Origin of the sequence: Streptomyces sp. NPDC006283, from assembly GCF_040613325.1 — a bacterium.
In the GTDB taxonomy this organism is placed as follows: Bacteria; Actinomycetota; Actinomycetes; order Streptomycetales; family Streptomycetaceae; genus Streptomyces.
Genome location: NZ_JBEXRZ010000196.1, coordinates 1 through 13,874 on the forward strand (window position 1 = coordinate 1; position 13,874 = coordinate 13,874).

The window sequence follows — 13,874 nt, forward strand, 5'->3', positions numbered from 1 at the left end:
AGGGCGCGCCGATCACGGCGCTCGAGGTGGCAGAGGCGCTCCCGGCCGCGTGGCGCGACGTCCGGGCGGTGTGACGTCCGGGCGGCGTGCCCCACGGGACATGACGAAGGGGAACCGGGGTCATACCGTGTCGGGCCGGGCCCCACGCCGCCCCGCGCCGTGACGCACGCGACCGCCCGGTGTACGAATCCGGCCGTACGGCTCTGAGACACTGGGCGCGATGAGTCACACAGCACCGAGCAGCCGAACCGCACCACTGCGCGCCCGTGCCGAGATCGACCTCGCAGCCCTGCGCGCCAACGTGCGGACCCTGCGCGCCCGCGCGCCGCACGCCGAGCTGATGGCCGTGGTGAAGTCGGACGCGTACGGCCACGGCATGCTGCCCTGCGCCCGCGCGGCTCGTGCGGCCGGAGCCACCTGGCTGGGCACCGCCACCCCCCACGAGGCGCTCACGCTCCGCGACGCCGGTGTCGAAGGCCGGATCCTGTGCTGGCTGTGGACCCCCGGCGGCCCGTGGCGCGAGGGCATCGAGGCGGACCTCGACATGGCGGTGAGCGGCCTGTGGGCTCTCGAGGAAGTAACCGCCGCGGCCAGGGCAGTGGGCCGCCCCGCCCGGATCCAGCTCAAGGCCGACACCGGACTCGGCCGCAACGGCTGCCAGCCCGCCGACTGGCCGGAGCTGGTCGCGGCCGCCCGCGCGGCGGAGGACGACGGCCTCGTCGACGTCACCGGCCTGTGGTCCCACTTCGCGTGCGCCGACGAGCCCGGGCATCCCTCGATCGCCGCGCAGCTGGCCGTCTTCCGCGACATGCTCGACCACGCCGAGAAGGCGGGCATCGAGCCGGAAGTACGCCACATGGCCAACTCCCCGGCGACCCTCACGATCCCCGAAGCGCACTTCGACCTCGTGCGGACCGGCATCGCGATGTACGGCATCTCGCCCAGCCCCGAGCTGGGCACCCCCGCCGACTTCGGGCTGCGTCCGGTGATGACGCTCGCCGCGTCCGTGGCCCTCGTCAAGCACGTTCCCGAGGGGCACGGAGTCAGCTACGGCCATCACTACGTCACGGCCGACGAGACGACCCTCGGGCTCATCCCCGTCGGATACGCGGACGGCATCCCACGTCATGCCTCGGGTACCGGGCCCGTCCTGGTCGCGGGTGAGTGGCGGCGGGTGGCCGGGCGGGTCGCGATGGACCAGTTCGTCGTGGATCTCGGCGGGCAGACGGTTCCCGAGGGCACGGAAGCGGTGCTGTTCGGTCCCGGCGACCGGGGCGAGCCGAGCGCGGAGGACTGGGCCCAGGCGGCCGGCACCATCGCGTACGAGATCGTCACGCGCATCGGAAGCCGCGTTCCACGCGTCTATGTGAACGAGGGCCAGGACCCCGACGACTTCCACGAGTAGGAGAGCGGCACGGTGAGCGAGACCAGCACGGGGGACGTGGCCGAAGCTGCCGCGGTGGTCGTGGCCGAGGCTACGGGCAACTGGCGCCGCGCGGGCATCGCCGGCGCGGCGATAGGCGTGGTCGCGGCGGGCGCCGCCGCGGGCGTGGCGCTCGAGCGGCTCACCGTCGGCCGCGGTATGCGGAAGAAGGCACGGCTGGCGCTCGACGCGTCAGGGCCGTACGGTGCCCTGCGCGGTGCCCCGGGCAAGGCACCGGCCGACGACGGCACGACGCTCTACTACGAGGTGGACGAGACCGACCCGGACGTTGCCGCGCCCCGCCGGCGCAGGCTGTTCGGGCGCAAGGCCCCCGCTCCCGTGACCGTCGTCTTCAGTCATGGCTACTGCCTCAACCAGGACTCGTGGCACTTCCAGCGGGCGGCGCTGCGCGGCCTGGTGCGGACCGTCCACTGGGACCAGCGCAGCCACGGCCGGTCCGGCCGCAGTGCCGCGGCCGCCGCGGGCGGCGCGCCGGTCTCCATCGACCAGTTGGGCCGCGACCTGAAGGCGGTCATCGACGCGGCAGCCCCCGACGGGCCGCTCGTGCTGGTCGGCCACTCCATGGGCGGCATGACGATGATGGCGCTCGCCGCCCACTACCCGGAGCTGGTGCGGGAACGTGTGGTGGCGGCGGCTTTCGTCGGCACGTCGTCCGGGAAGCTGGGTGAGGTCAGCTACGGGCTGCCGGTGGCCGGTGTGAACGCGGTACGGCGCGTCCTGCCGGGTGTGCTGAGGGCGCTGGGATCCCAGGCCGAACTGGTCGAACGGGGCCGGCGGGCCACGGCGGACCTGTTCGCCGGGCTGATCAAGCGGTACTCGTTCTCCTCGAAGGACGTGGACCCGGCGGTCGCGCGGTTCGCCGAGCGGATGATCGAGTCGACGCCGATCGACGTGGTCGCCGAGTTCTATCCGGCGTTCGCCGAGCACGACAAGACCGAGGCGCTCGCCGTCTTCCAGGGGCTGCCGGTGCTCGTCCTCGCGGGGGACAAGGACCTCGTGACGCCGAGTGCGCACAGCGAGGCGATCGCCGATCTGCTGCGGGAGGCGGAGCCGGCGGCCGAGCTGGTCATCGTGCCGGACGCCGGCCACCTCGTGATGCTCGAGCACCCGGAGGCCGTCACCGACCGGCTGGCGGACCTCCTCGTCCGGGCCGGCGCGGTACCGCCAGCCGCTACCGTTGGTCGGTATGGAAGCACCGCACAGCCCGGCGGCTGAGACCGCCGCCTCCCGCGTCCTGGTCCGTCTCTCGGTCGACTCCCCCGAGGAGATGCAGAACCTGGGGCGCAGCCTCGCGAAACTGCTGCGCCCCGGTGATCTGGTGATGCTCACGGGGGAACTCGGCGCCGGCAAGACGACGCTGACCCGCGGCCTGGGGGAGGGCCTCGGCGTGCGCGGCGCCGTCACGTCCCCGACGTTCGTCATCGCCCGCGTCCACCCGTCCCTCACGGGCGGTCCGGCACTGGTGCACGTGGACGCGTACCGGCTGGGCGGTGGGCTCGACGAGATGGAGGACCTCGACCTCGATGTGTCGCTGCCGGAGTCGGTGGTGGTCGTGGAGTGGGGCGACGGCAAGGTCGAGGACCTCTCGGAGGACCGTCTGCACGTGGTCATCGACCGCGTGGCCGGCGACACCGACGACGACCGCCGTACGGTGACCCTCGCCGGGTACGGGGTGCGGTGGGCGGACGTGGACGTGGCGGTGGCGGGAGCGTAGCCCCGGGTCCTGCGGTCTCGGGGCCGGCCGCGTCGCAGGACGTCGCAGGACTCTGTCGCGGACCCCGCGCCTCGATCACCGGACCGGGTCCGGTCGGCCGCCCCGGGCGCGGTGATGGGCGGGACGGGGGAGAAACGCCGTACGTTCCGACAAGACGTCGGGAAAATGTTGCGCCGGTCGCGCCCCGCGTGATGACATGGTACCGAGACCTGGTTAGGTCTACCTAACCTCGCCTGCCCCCGGAGCCCCAGGAGGCGTCCATGTCGGCATCGGAGCGCGAAGCACAGTCCAGTCAGCAGTCGTCCGAGCCCGCCGTGGCGGCGCCGCAGCCGGCGGCCCTGTCGATGCGGGAGCTGCTGGCGTCCTGCGCCGCGGCGAGCGCGGTGTCCACCCCGCCCCGGCAAGCGCCCCGCGCGTCCCGTGAGACTCCACGGCCCAGGCAGCACCGCGACGCCGCCTGAGGAGGCGGCCCGAGCGGCCTGGTTCGTTCGCACGCGCTCGTACGCAGGCACCCGTACGGGTAGGAACGTGCAGGGACAGCAGGGCGCCTGTACCGGCGTGCCCTACGGGACCACGACCACCTTCGAGCCGACCGTCGCGAACACCCACACCGCGTCCCCGTCAGCCCGCTTCATCCGCACGCCGCCCGTCTTCTTTGCCGGGTCCGGGCTGGCCATGGAGCCGTCCACCGCCGCACTGAAGCCGATGGGCACTTCGTCGACGGTCGCGAACCGCACCACGTGCTCGATCGGCACCCCGTCGGAGCCGGACACACTGCCCGACCGCGAGGTCACCGTGTAGGAACCCGGCTCCGGGCTGACCGTGGACGGCATGACCCGGAAGGTGCGCTGCACCTTCTCGTTCGCGTTCACCAGCCACACCCGCCGGTCACCGAGCGCGTATACGACGCGTACGCCGGTGCCCGAGTCCGCGGGGACCGCAAGCGGGTCCTTCGGCTTGGCCGAGGCGGTGGCGCCGGGGGCAGCCGCCGACGGTGCGGCGCTCGGCCGCTTCGCGGGGTCGAGGTTTTCGGGGACGTTCGCCGACGCCTGGTAGGCGAGGAAACCGACGACGGCCAACGCCGCCGCCGTGAGCCCGGCCACGAGTCCCGAGCTGCTCCGTGCCACCCTGCCCACCCTCTCGGACGCCTGCGACTGTCTGTGATCGCCTGTGATCGCTGTCGAACACGGGCAGTCAGCCTGTTCGGGGTGACGGTAGCACCGCCGCTTCGTTCGACGGGGCTGCCGTGGCGCCGTCGCCGGAGCCGTAGGCTGTTTGCGTGCTCTTGCTCGCCATGGATACCGCAACCCCCGCCGTCACGGCAGCCCTGCACGACGGCTCGTCCGTCGTCGCCGAGTCCAGCCGCGTGGACGCGCGCCGTCACGGGGAACTGCTGCTGCCCGCCGTCGACCGCGTGCTCACCGAGGCCGGTGCGAAGCTCGACGCCGTCACCGGCATCGTCGTCGGCGTGGGCCCGGGGCCGTACACGGGCCTGAGAGTCGGCCTGGTCACTGCCGCGACCTTCGCGTCGGCGCTCGGCGTCCCCGTCCACGGCGTGTGCACGCTGGACGGACTCGCCTACGCCGCGGGGCTCGACGAGCCCTTCGTCGTGGCGACAGACGCTCGCCGCAAGGAGGTCTACTGGGCGCGGTACGCGGACGCCCGTACGCGCCTGACCGATGCGTCCGTCGACCGCCCCGACGACATCGCCGAGCAGGTCGCGGGCCTGCCGGCGGTCGGGGCCGGCGCGGTGCTGTACCCGCAGGCGTTCCCCGACACCCGAGGCCCCGAGCACGTCAGCGCCGGCGCGCTCGCCGCGCTGGCCGCGGAGAAGCTGGCCGCGGGCGAGGAGTTCCTCGCGCCGCAGCCGCTGTATCTGCGCCGCCCCGACGCCCAGGTGCCCAAGAACTACAAGGTGGTCACTCCCAAGTGAGCGCCCACCCTCCCCCGGAGCTTCGCCTGGGAGGTGCCCCCGCCGGCCACCGCACCTCATCGACGCCGCTGCGCGGCGGGCCTCCTGAATTGCGTGAGATGCGCTGGTGGGACCTGGAGCCGGTGCTGGAGCTCGAGCACGAACTGTTTCCCGAGGACGCCTGGTCTCCTGGCATGTTCTGGTCGGAACTCGCGCACTCCCGGGGCCCGCAGGCCACCCGCCGCTATGTGGTCGCAGAGGCCGACGGGAAGGTCGTCGGCTACGCGGGGCTGGCGGCGGCCGGCGGACTCGGCGACGTGCAGACCATCGCCGTCGACCGCAGTCAGTGGGGGACCGGACTCGGCTCCCGGCTGCTGACCGACCTGCTGCAGCACGCCACCGCCTTCGAGTGCGACGAGGTGCTCCTCGAAGTCCGTGTGGACAACGTCAGGGCCCAGAAGCTGTACGAGCGCTTCGGCTTCGAGCCCATCGGATTCCGCCGCGGCTACTACCAGCCGGGCAACATCGACGCCCTCGTCATGCGACTGACCGTACAAGGAACAGAGACCAACTGATGGCTGACGAACCGCTCGTACTCGGCATCGAGACCTCCTGCGACGAGACCGGTGTCGGCATCGTCCGCGGTACGACCCTGCTCGCCGACGCGATCGCCTCCAGTGTCGACACCCACGCCCGCTTCGGCGGCGTGGTGCCCGAGATCGCCTCCCGCGCGCACCTGGAGGCGATGGTGCCGACCATCGAACGCGCGCTGAAGGAGGCGGGCGTGAGCGCCCGCGACCTCGACGGCATCGCGGTCACCGCCGGGCCGGGCCTCGCGGGCGCGCTGCTGGTCGGCGTCTCGGCGGCGAAGGCCTACGCGTACGCCCTGAACAAGCCGCTGTACGGGGTCAACCACCTCGCCTCCCACATCTGCGTCGACCAACTCGAGCACGGCCCGCTGCCCGAGCCGACGATGGCGCTGCTCGTCTCCGGCGGCCACTCCTCTTTGCTGCTCGCACCCGACATCACCGCCGACGTGCGGCCCATGGGCGCCACCATCGACGACGCGGCCGGTGAGGCCTTCGACAAGATCGCGCGCGTCCTCGACCTCGGCTTCCCCGGTGGCCCGGTCATCGACCGGCTGGCGAAGGAGGGCGACCCGGCGGCGATCGCGTTCCCACGCGGACTGAGCGGTTCGAGGGACCCGGCGTACGACTTCTCGTTCTCCGGGCTGAAGACGGCCGTGGCCCGCTGGATCGAGGCCAAGCGCGCCGCCGGCGAGGAGGTGCCGGTGCGGGACGTGGCGGCCTCCTTCCAGGAGGCGGTCGTCGACGTGCTGACGCGCAAGGCGGTGCGCGCCTGCAAGGACGAGGGCGTCGACCACCTGATGATCGGCGGCGGTGTCGCGGCCAACTCCCGGCTGCGGGCCCTCGCGGAGGAACGGTGCCAGCGGGCCGGGATCCGGCTGCGCGTACCCCGGCCGAAGCTGTGCACCGACAACGGCGCCATGGTGGCGGCACTGGGCGCGGAGATGGTCGCCCGCAACCGGCCGGCCTCCGACTGGGAGCTGTCGGCGGACTCTTCGCTGCCGGTGACCGACACGCACGTTCCGGGCGCGCACGGCCATGACCACCACCACGGCCACGACCATGTGCACGAGGTCAGCAAGGAGAACCTCTACTCATGACCGTCGTCGCCCTGATGTGGGAGGCCCGCGCAGTCCAGGACCGCGGCGCGGAGCTGCTGGAGTGGGCCCGCACCCGGGAACTGACGCACGAGCCCCTGCGCCGTGAGACGTTCCGGTCGGCAGGGGACCGGGTGCTCGTCATCACCTGGTGGGAGGCACCGAACACGGACGCGGACCTCCCCGAACTGCCCGAGCCGGCGGCCGATCTGATCACCCGCCCCGTGCACCGCTGGCGGTTCGAGTCGCTCGGCTGAGCAGTTCCACGAAAAAAATCCGGCGTGTGTGTCGATCCGGTTCCCTCCCGTTCGACGCAGGGGTGAGAGGCGGGGAACGGCCCCGTCCTCACGAGACGAGGAGTCACCATGCCGCGCTTTCTGTCGATGATCCGCATCGAGGAGAACAAGATCTCCGAGGACGACTTCCCCGAGGAGCTCGGCGAGCGGATGGGCAAACTGCTCGAGGAGATCACCAAGGCCGGCGTCATGCTGGACACCGCCGGTCTCCGGCCGACCGCCGAGGGCACCCGCGTGACCTGGTCCGACGGCAAGATCTCCTACACCGACGGGCCCTTCACCGAGACCAAGGAAGTCATCGGCGGCTACTCCATCACGCAGTGCAAGGACAAGGCCGAGGCCCTGGAGTGGGCCAAGCGCTTCCTCGAGATCCACCCGGAGAGGTGGACGATCACCTGCGAGGTCCGCGAGATCGAAGAGGGCTGAGCGCCTGCCGCGCTTGCCCCTGTTCTGCCGCGGCTGCTCTGATGGGTGGCCGTGACGGCAGCAGGAACGACCGCGGCGGTCGAAGCGGTGTTCAGGATCGAGTCCGCGCGGATCATCGCCGGCGTGGCCCGCATCGTTCGGGATGTGGGCATCGCCGAGGAGCTCGCGCAGGACGCTCTGGTCGCCGCGCTGGAGCAGTGGCCGGAGTCGGGCGTCCCGGACAGGCCGGGAGCCTGGCTCATGGCCACCGCCAAGCACCGTGCGATCGATCTCGTACGCCGCAAGGAGACGTACGCCCGCAAGCTGGCCGAGGTGGGACGGGCCCTGGAGGACGTCGGGCCGCCGGTCGAACCGTCGGACCCCGACGACATCGACGACGACCTGCTGCGGCTGATCTTCACCGCCTGTCATCCGGTGCTCTCCACCCACGCCCGCATCGCGCTCACGCTGAGACTGCTGGGCGGGCTGACGACGGAGGAGATCGCCCGCGCCTTCCTGGCCGCGGAGCCGACCGTCGCGCAGCGCATCGTCCGCGCGAAACGGTCGCTGGCGAAGGCGGGCGTCCCTTTCGAGGTCCCGTACGGCGCCGACCGGGCCGCGCGACTCGGCTCGGTGCTCGAAGTCATCTACCTGATCTTCAACGAGGGCTACTCGGCCACCGCGGGCGACGACCTGGTGCGCCCGGCGCTCTGCGAGGACGCCCTGCGGCTGTCCCGGGTCCTGGCCGCCCTGATGCCGGACGAACCCGAAGTGCACGGCCTGAACGCCCTCCTGGAACTTCAGGCGTCCCGCATCCCCGCCCGCACGGGACCGGCCGGCGAGCCCGTGCTGCTCGCGGACCAGAACCGGGCCAGGTGGAGCCGGCTGCTCATCCGGCGCGGCATCGAGGCGCTGGACCGGGTGGGCGGCGGCCCCTACGGCCCGTACGCGCTGCAGGCCGCGATCGCCGCCTCCCACGCGAGGGCGGTGCGCTACGAGGACACGGACTGGCCGATGATCGCCGCACTGTACGGGCAGTTGGCGGCCCTGACCCCGTCCCCGGTCGTGGAACTGAACCGGGCGGTCGCCGTCTCGATGGCCGAGGGCCCGGAGGCGGGCCTGGCGCTGGTCGACGCGCTCGCCGACGAACCGGCGCTGAAGGACTACCACTTGCTGCCGAGCGTACGCGGCGACCTGCTGGCCCGGCTGGGGCGTACGGACGAGGCACGGGCCGAGTTCGAACGGGCCGCCTCCCTGACCCGTAACGCCAGGGAGCGGGAGCTGCTGCTGGAGCGTGCGGCGGACACCGCCCGGTAGCCTCGTCACCATGCCCAGCCGTGCCGTTCCTCCCCCGCCCCCGCCTGCCGAAATACGGGCCTGGCCCGACGAAGAGGCCCTGCTCGCCGACCGGGCACGGGCCATGACGGAGCTTCACCGGCTGAGCATCGACCCGAAGCGACTGGTACTGCTGTGGCTGACGGCGGTTGGCTTCGCGACGGGATGGTGGCTCTTCGGAGCTGCGCTGCGCTTCTTCACCGAGACGCCGAGCTTCCCCGACGTCCTCCTCGGCGCGATCACCGGCGCCATCGGCGTCGGCTGCATGGTGCCGACGGGCATCGTGATCGGCCTCGGCATCGCCCGCGACGCGGAAGTACGCGACCGGCTGCGGCAGTGGAGCGCCCTCGCCTGCGACCCGGCGAGGGACACCCGCTACGGCGCACCGGCCCTGAGCCTCGTCTGGTTCCTGCCGTCGTTCCTGCTGTGCGCCCTCGGCCTGTGGGTCTCCTTCACCGTCCCGGCCGGCGCAAGGCCGGGCGAGGACACGTTGGCCGGCGTCGTCCTGCTGATGGGATTCGGCCTGATCCTCTGGCTCACCGGCCTGATCGGCATCGCGAAGGCGGTGAGCCACTACCGGTGGGCGATCCGGCTGGTACCAAGGCCTTCGGCCGGCGCGCACCGCTGACACGCTCGGGCCCCTCGGAGGAGGCCCGACGCCCCTTTTCCCGGCGCGTTGTCGGCCTACGGAAAGCGACGGGTGGTGATCAGCGCTGCCCGATCGCTCGCACTACGCATCTTCGAATCGCCAGGCGACAAGGAGGAAGTCGGGAGAGACCGCGATCAAGCAAATGTCGTAAAGAGTTGTCGCCAATGAGTTGAAGTGGAACCCGGCTTGGAGGAAATCGGCTTCGTAGCCGTCCTCGGCGTGACCGTGATTGGTGAAGAAGTCCGCCCCACTGCCCACCGCTTGCAGTGTGTCCCGCACGCACTTGTCCCTGACCGGGTCCGGTCGATGGAGCGATTCTTCGGGACCCCAGTAGAAGGAACCGACCGCCAGGAGCTTCAGCAGGTCACGGGCGCCGGACTCGGACACGGGCAGGAGACTGCGGCGCAGGTCGTCGATGGTGACGGTCCCGAACATCGTGGCCGCTTCCACCCCGGCATGAGCGATTCCTTTCGCGCCCGCCACCACGGACAGCACATCGGCCATCCAGTCCCTGTTCGTCCTTCGCGCCAAATGAAGAAGAGTGTTCTGTCCGTCGAAGTAACGGATGGCGCACTCGGGCAGATTTTCGGTGACCACCGGCATGACGCTCACTTCGCGTTAGGGGATCGGCACGGTCCCCCTCCATGCGGTCGATGATCACTCTCCGCCAACCTGACAACGCCCTGCGACAGTAGTTCATTGGTAGAGCACGATGCGGATGTCACCCCCGCTAAAGGGACTGCCCCATCAGCAGCTGGGAGGCAGGCGCTCCTACCTGGAGAGCAGCGCAGCAGCGCCTTCAGCCGCGTGTGCGGAGCCGGTTGGCGAGTTCGGTGAGCCAGGCGCCGGGTGTGTAAGGGGCTGGTGAGTCGACTTCCATGCCGAGTTCTGCGACGGCGATCACGTAGTCGGATTCGTCCAGGGGCAGGGTGAGCAGGTCGTGGATCTCGCCGGTCAGTTGGGCGATGAGGCCGGAGTCGGTGGTGTCCAGGTAGTCGTCGAGTGCGGCGTCGTGGTCGTCGAATTCGTCCGGCATGTCCTGGGAGAACCAGCCGCCAAGGAGTTGGGCGAGTTCGGGGAAGCGGGCGTGCCATTCCCAGTGTGTCCGGGGGGTGGCCGGGGGTGGGGCCTGGCCGGTGTCGACGCTTTCCTTGAGCCGGTCGGCGAGGCGGAGCAGCCATGCCTGGATCTGGGAGTCCGGCAGCCCGACGTCGGGTACGGGGTAGAACTCGCCGAGGCGCAGCCGGAGTCGGCCGGGTGGGTTGTCGGCGTAGGTGCGCAGTTGTTCCTCTGCGATCGGGATGGCCCAGGGGCGGGTGCGCCAGGTGTGCCGCAGGTACGCGGTCAGGGGTTCGTCCTCGTCGGCGGTGCGGCCGAGGTAGGCGCGGATGACGTGGTCCAGCTCGCCGTACTTGCGGTCGTGTTCGCGCGGCTTCAAAGACACGAGGTGCTGCCTCTAGAGGTAGATCGGGAAGGTGGCGTGGACGGTGAAGCCGTGCGGGCTCGCCTTGTCCCGCTTGAGGATCACCCGGGCGGCCCGCACATCGAGGGGCTCGCGGCCGGCGAGCATCATCGCCTGGATCAGGACACGCCCGACCGGCTCCGGCCGGGACGGCCACGCGGCCTCGATGGTCAGCCGCTGACGGGTCGACTGGGCCAGCCAGCGGTGGATGGCCTGCTCATTGGCCGTGACGACCTGCTGGGTCGCCCACTGGGCAGTCTCCCTGTCGGGATAGCTGGCGGCGCGGTTCTGAGTGACGGCGGCGGTCATGAGTGCTCTCGTTGCATGTGATCGTTGACGGTGTCGATGAGCTCACGGAGCCGGTCGCGGTCGGCCCAGGAGAGGCGTGGCCTGAGTGCGTCCGGTCCGGGGAAGAGGGACAGGGCACGCTGCGCCTCGCCCGCGTAGGCGGCCGCACGCTCATGGCAGTACGGGTGCTCGTTGGTCAGCATCGACCGGACGATTTCGGGGAATGGCCTGTCACCCTCGTCCATGAGGATGGCGTCGAAACCGAAAAGGTAGGGGAACGTCTGCAGGAATTCCTGGCCGCCCATGGGGAGTTCCGAGTATTCCGGTGCGCCTTGGCGATCGAGGATCCGCACCAGTTCGGCCAGCGTGCGCAGATAGTCGGCGGGCTCCATGTCACCCGCCGCTCGTGCGGCCACTTCCCGGAACCGTGGCGGGAACGGGTCGAGCCCTCCCGCCCGCTCGACGGAATCCGCGGCGAATTCCAGCACTCCCGCCGCGGCATGGACCGAGCAGTTCCAGTGGGCGATCCAGTCGTTGCGGACGAGGCGGATGTAGCGCTGAAGCTCTTCGTCCAGCGACAGCTGCCCGCCCGACTCCTGTGCCGCGACGGCGATGTCGAGCAGCCGCACGGCCGGACCGTCGGAAAGCAGCGACACGGGCGACGGCTGCATGGGGTGCACCTCTCTCACGGACCTTTGTGCGGCATCGCGGTGAGCACGATGAAGGGCGGCTCCAGGCCTTCTTTGTAGATCAGACGCACCTGGGCCCAGCTCTTGTCCTCGACCTTGGCATTCATGCCGTCCGCAGCATAGTCGTCACGCGAGACACTGCGGCCGGTAGTCTGACCTGGGAATTCCATGTAGAGGGGTGGCTGGATCTCCGATTTGTTCGGATCGTAGTTCGGGTTGTTCTGGATCTTCTTCTCCACGCTGTCGATCCAGTCCGCGATCCGGTTCTCGTTCGCGTCGTTCTGGAGCGTCGACTGGGTGAAGCGCTGCGCCGACGCCAGGTCCGGGAAGGAGGATGCGGCCGGAGCACCGGGCTGGTCCCGTAGCCGCATCCTGAGCTGGTCGTCGTCCAGACCGACGTGCTTGTCGATGGGATGGCTGCCGTAGAGCCCTTCCTGGTTCGCCAGGTCCATGGGGTAGTAGATGTTGTCAGGGTCCACCCCGGGGACCGTGAAGTGGTGCTGCGGCTTGAAGTCGTTGAGGGCACGGGCGCCGAAGGCTTGTGCACGGGCGTCCTCCGACTTGAAGGTGGGCGCACTGCGGAATGCCTCGTGCAGCGGCTCCATCAGGGCGTTCAGCTTCGGGACCAGGCCGTTCACCCGCGTGTTGTACGCCTCGACCACCCTGTTGATCGCCGCGGTGTCGATGTTCAGGGTGATTTCCACGCTGAGCTCGGCCGCGCCTTTCGCGAGGCCCTTGAGAAAGCGCCCGGCGGCTTTGGCGCCCTCCTTGACGTCGCCGAGGTCCACGCCGTCGCTCAGGTCGATCTTGCCGACCGCCTCGCGCACGGCCTCCATATAGATGTCCCAGACCTTGCCGTTGAGGTCCACGGCGGCTTCCGCGAACTCGTACAGCAGGTCGCTGACCTTCATGGCCGTGTCGAAGAGCACGGTCATCACGGGGTGGGTGGCGCCGGTGGTCGCCGATGCCGAGTCGTGCTTCCACTCGTACCCTGCCGTGGACGTGCCCCAGGCCGTCGTCCCCCACAGCGAGCTGCAGAACTGCCGCATCGCATCGTGCCACTCGCTGTTTGTCTGCTGGGTGATGCTGCTGACCTGCCCGGTCAGGGCGCTCTCGGTGACCGAGAGCGACATCGTCATGTTCCGCCATGCCTTGGACAGGTCGTTGAGGTAGTGCTGATGGGGGTATGGGTAGACATCCGCGACCTTCCCCCAGCGGAAGGCGTGCTTGAGGACCGGGCGGAAGGCATCGCGAAGGACCTCGGGAATGCACTCCAGGATGCTGCGCAGCCAGCCGTCTCCGCCGTCGTCGTCGCCCCACTTCAGATTCGGGACGCTCCCGTAGGAGGGAACCGTGTCGATCACCTGGGGAGGGGGCTGGACCACCGGCTTCTTCTTGCCGGTCGGGTCGGCAGCCGCTTCGGCCTTGGAGTAGTTGTTGGCCGTGGTCGTGAATCCGACGGCGGCGCCGCCGATGCTGACGACACTCTTCGCCCAGACTTCCAGGAAGCGGTTGCCGACCTTGACGTAGGCGGAGGCGAACGCCTGCGCGGCGGTGCCGTAGCCGCCCGCGTCGGGGTGCTTCTGCAGGTCGGTCAGCAGGTTCTTGGCTGCCTGGTTGTACATCGGCTGTTGGTCGGCGAAGCCCCCGGAGACGCGGTGCAGGTCCGACGGCTTGACGTCGATGGTGCCGTTCTGCGGAGGCGGTGGCGTGCCCATCAGGCGGCTCCCCAGCCTCGCAGGACCGCGCGGTGGGCCTCGGCGTAGTTGGCGTGACCGGTGGTGACCACTTCGTGGAGCCATGCCTGTGCGGCCTGGAGGTCCGCCATCTGCTTGTCCCACTGGTCGAGTTCTTCCACGAAGGCGTCGCGGGCGTCGCCCTTCCAGGTCAGGACGACCTTTTCGGTGCGGGTGTAGAGGTCTTCCAGGCGCAGGTTGAGCTGTTTGAGGATGTCTTCGAGTTCGCCGGCCGCTTCGCGCAGTGTGCTGAAGCTGAC

At 70.3% G+C, this 13,874-nt stretch carries 18 protein-coding genes; 11 read left to right on the forward strand and 7 right to left on the reverse strand.

Going from position 1 to position 13,874, the window contains the following annotated elements; translation table 11 throughout:
* Positions 1-220 precede the first annotated feature (220 nt).
* The 4 genes from alr (at position 221) to ABZ070_RS28960 (ending at position 3,619) form a co-directional block, all read left to right on the forward strand.
* Positions 221-1,405, forward strand: a complete 1,185-nt coding sequence (alr, locus tag ABZ070_RS28945; protein WP_356638289.1) for an alanine racemase — start codon at positions 221-223, stop codon at positions 1,403-1,405.
* A 12-nt stretch (positions 1,406-1,417) separates the two neighbouring features.
* Positions 1,418-2,659: an alpha/beta hydrolase gene (locus tag ABZ070_RS28950; protein ID WP_356638290.1), complete on the forward strand. Its 1,242-nt coding sequence runs from the start codon at positions 1,418-1,420 to the stop codon at positions 2,657-2,659.
* Entirely contained in the window at positions 2,631-3,158 is a 528-nt protein-coding gene (gene tsaE, locus ABZ070_RS28955; RefSeq protein WP_356638291.1) for a tRNA (adenosine(37)-N6)-threonylcarbamoyltransferase complex ATPase subunit type 1 TsaE, read from the forward strand. The genes ABZ070_RS28950 and tsaE overlap by 29 nt, the downstream gene beginning before the upstream one ends.
* A gap of 260 nt (positions 3,159-3,418) precedes the next feature.
* Positions 3,419-3,619, forward strand: coding sequence for a hypothetical protein (locus ABZ070_RS28960; RefSeq protein ID WP_356638292.1), 201 nt, complete (start codon positions 3,419-3,421; stop codon positions 3,617-3,619).
* Positions 3,620-3,721: 102 nt separating this feature from the next.
* Here the strand turns inward: ABZ070_RS28960 and ABZ070_RS28965 are convergent, their stop codons facing one another.
* Complete coding sequence (locus tag ABZ070_RS28965; protein WP_356638293.1) at positions 3,722-4,285, reverse strand: hypothetical protein; 564 nt, start codon at positions 4,283-4,285, stop codon at positions 3,722-3,724.
* A 152-nt stretch (positions 4,286-4,437) separates the two neighbouring features.
* On the opposite strand from ABZ070_RS28965, the gene tsaB reads away from it, so the two are divergent.
* From tsaB to ABZ070_RS29000, 7 genes are all read left to right on the forward strand, one after another.
* Entirely contained in the window at positions 4,438-5,091 is a 654-nt protein-coding gene (gene tsaB / locus ABZ070_RS28970; protein WP_356638294.1) for a tRNA (adenosine(37)-N6)-threonylcarbamoyltransferase complex dimerization subunit type 1 TsaB, read from the forward strand.
* A 98-nt stretch (positions 5,092-5,189) separates the two neighbouring features.
* Positions 5,190-5,645: a ribosomal protein S18-alanine N-acetyltransferase gene (gene rimI / locus ABZ070_RS28975; RefSeq protein WP_356638306.1), complete on the forward strand. Its 456-nt coding sequence runs from the start codon at positions 5,190-5,192 to the stop codon at positions 5,643-5,645.
* Positions 5,645-6,757 (forward strand): tRNA (adenosine(37)-N6)-threonylcarbamoyltransferase complex transferase subunit TsaD, encoded by a 1,113-nt coding sequence (gene tsaD, locus ABZ070_RS28980; protein WP_356638295.1) that lies wholly within the window; start codon positions 5,645-5,647, stop codon positions 6,755-6,757. The genes rimI and tsaD overlap by 1 nt, the downstream gene beginning before the upstream one ends.
* The gene (locus ABZ070_RS28985) at positions 6,754-7,011 is read left to right on the forward strand and encodes a hypothetical protein (RefSeq protein ID WP_356638296.1); all 258 of its coding nucleotides are present in this window, start codon (positions 6,754-6,756) and stop codon (positions 7,009-7,011) included. The genes tsaD and ABZ070_RS28985 overlap by 4 nt, the downstream gene beginning before the upstream one ends.
* Before the next feature lie 108 nt (positions 7,012-7,119).
* On the forward strand, positions 7,120-7,476 hold the full coding sequence (locus ABZ070_RS28990) for a YciI family protein (protein WP_356638297.1): 357 nt from the start codon (positions 7,120-7,122) through the stop codon (positions 7,474-7,476).
* A 51-nt stretch (positions 7,477-7,527) separates the two neighbouring features.
* Positions 7,528-8,772 carry an RNA polymerase sigma factor gene (locus ABZ070_RS28995; RefSeq protein WP_356638298.1) on the forward strand — a complete coding sequence of 415 codons (1,245 nt, stop codon included), beginning with the start codon at positions 7,528-7,530 and terminating at the stop codon, positions 8,770-8,772.
* Positions 8,773-8,782: 10 nt separating this feature from the next.
* A complete protein-coding gene (locus ABZ070_RS29000; RefSeq protein WP_356638299.1) occupies positions 8,783-9,418 on the forward strand; it encodes a hypothetical protein in 636 nt (211 codons plus the stop codon).
* A gap of 102 nt (positions 9,419-9,520) precedes the next feature.
* Here ABZ070_RS29000 and ABZ070_RS29005 read toward each other — a convergent pair whose 3' ends face one another.
* From ABZ070_RS29005 to ABZ070_RS29030, 6 genes are all read right to left on the reverse strand, one after another.
* Complete coding sequence (locus tag ABZ070_RS29005; RefSeq protein ID WP_356638300.1) at positions 9,521-10,042, reverse strand: hypothetical protein; 522 nt, start codon at positions 10,040-10,042, stop codon at positions 9,521-9,523.
* Positions 10,043-10,238: 196 nt separating this feature from the next.
* Positions 10,239-10,883, reverse strand: a complete 645-nt coding sequence (locus ABZ070_RS29010; RefSeq protein ID WP_356638301.1) for a contact-dependent growth inhibition system immunity protein — start codon at positions 10,881-10,883, stop codon at positions 10,239-10,241.
* A 12-nt stretch (positions 10,884-10,895) separates the two neighbouring features.
* Entirely contained in the window at positions 10,896-11,210 is a 315-nt protein-coding gene (locus ABZ070_RS29015; RefSeq protein WP_356638302.1) for an RNase A-like domain-containing protein, read from the reverse strand.
* Positions 11,207-11,860, reverse strand: a complete 654-nt coding sequence (locus ABZ070_RS29020) for a hypothetical protein (protein ID WP_356638303.1) — start codon at positions 11,858-11,860, stop codon at positions 11,207-11,209. Before ABZ070_RS29020 ends, ABZ070_RS29015 begins: the two co-directional genes overlap by 4 nt.
* Positions 11,861-11,874: 14 nt before the next feature.
* Positions 11,875-13,596: an RNase A-like domain-containing protein gene (locus ABZ070_RS29025; protein ID WP_356638304.1), complete on the reverse strand. Its 1,722-nt coding sequence runs from the start codon at positions 13,594-13,596 to the stop codon at positions 11,875-11,877.
* Positions 13,596-13,874 (reverse strand): WXG100 family type VII secretion target (locus tag ABZ070_RS29030; protein ID WP_356638305.1); only part of this gene is annotated, 279 nt, incomplete at its 5' end. The genes ABZ070_RS29025 and ABZ070_RS29030, both read right to left, overlap by 1 nt.

What these genes read in the sequence shown, in the direction of transcription:
- alr (WP_356638289.1), top strand. Translation starts at nt 221, where the DNA reads ATGAGTCACACAGCACCGAGCAGCCGAACCGCACCACTGCGCGCCCGT.
- ABZ070_RS29025 (WP_356638304.1), bottom strand. Translation starts at nt 13,596, where the DNA reads ATGGGCACGCCACCGCCTCCGCAGAACGGCACCATCGACGTCAAGCCG.
- tsaE (WP_356638291.1), top strand. Translation starts at nt 2,631, where the DNA reads ATGGAAGCACCGCACAGCCCGGCGGCTGAGACCGCCGCCTCCCGCGTC.
- ABZ070_RS28985 (WP_356638296.1), top strand. Translation starts at nt 6,754, where the DNA reads ATGACCGTCGTCGCCCTGATGTGGGAGGCCCGCGCAGTCCAGGACCGC.
- ABZ070_RS29015 (WP_356638302.1), bottom strand. Translation starts at nt 11,210, where the DNA reads ATGACCGCCGCCGTCACTCAGAACCGCGCCGCCAGCTATCCCGACAGG.
- ABZ070_RS29020 (WP_356638303.1), bottom strand. Translation starts at nt 11,860, where the DNA reads ATGCAGCCGTCGCCCGTGTCGCTGCTTTCCGACGGTCCGGCCGTGCGG.
- ABZ070_RS29005 (WP_356638300.1), bottom strand. Translation starts at nt 10,042, where the DNA reads ATGCCGGTGGTCACCGAAAATCTGCCCGAGTGCGCCATCCGTTACTTC.
- ABZ070_RS28990 (WP_356638297.1), top strand. Translation starts at nt 7,120, where the DNA reads ATGCCGCGCTTTCTGTCGATGATCCGCATCGAGGAGAACAAGATCTCC.
- ABZ070_RS28960 (WP_356638292.1), top strand. Translation starts at nt 3,419, where the DNA reads ATGTCGGCATCGGAGCGCGAAGCACAGTCCAGTCAGCAGTCGTCCGAG.
- ABZ070_RS29000 (WP_356638299.1), top strand. Translation starts at nt 8,783, where the DNA reads ATGCCCAGCCGTGCCGTTCCTCCCCCGCCCCCGCCTGCCGAAATACGG.
- tsaD (WP_356638295.1), top strand. Translation starts at nt 5,645, where the DNA reads ATGGCTGACGAACCGCTCGTACTCGGCATCGAGACCTCCTGCGACGAG.
- rimI (WP_356638306.1), top strand. Translation starts at nt 5,190, where the DNA reads ATGCGCTGGTGGGACCTGGAGCCGGTGCTGGAGCTCGAGCACGAACTG.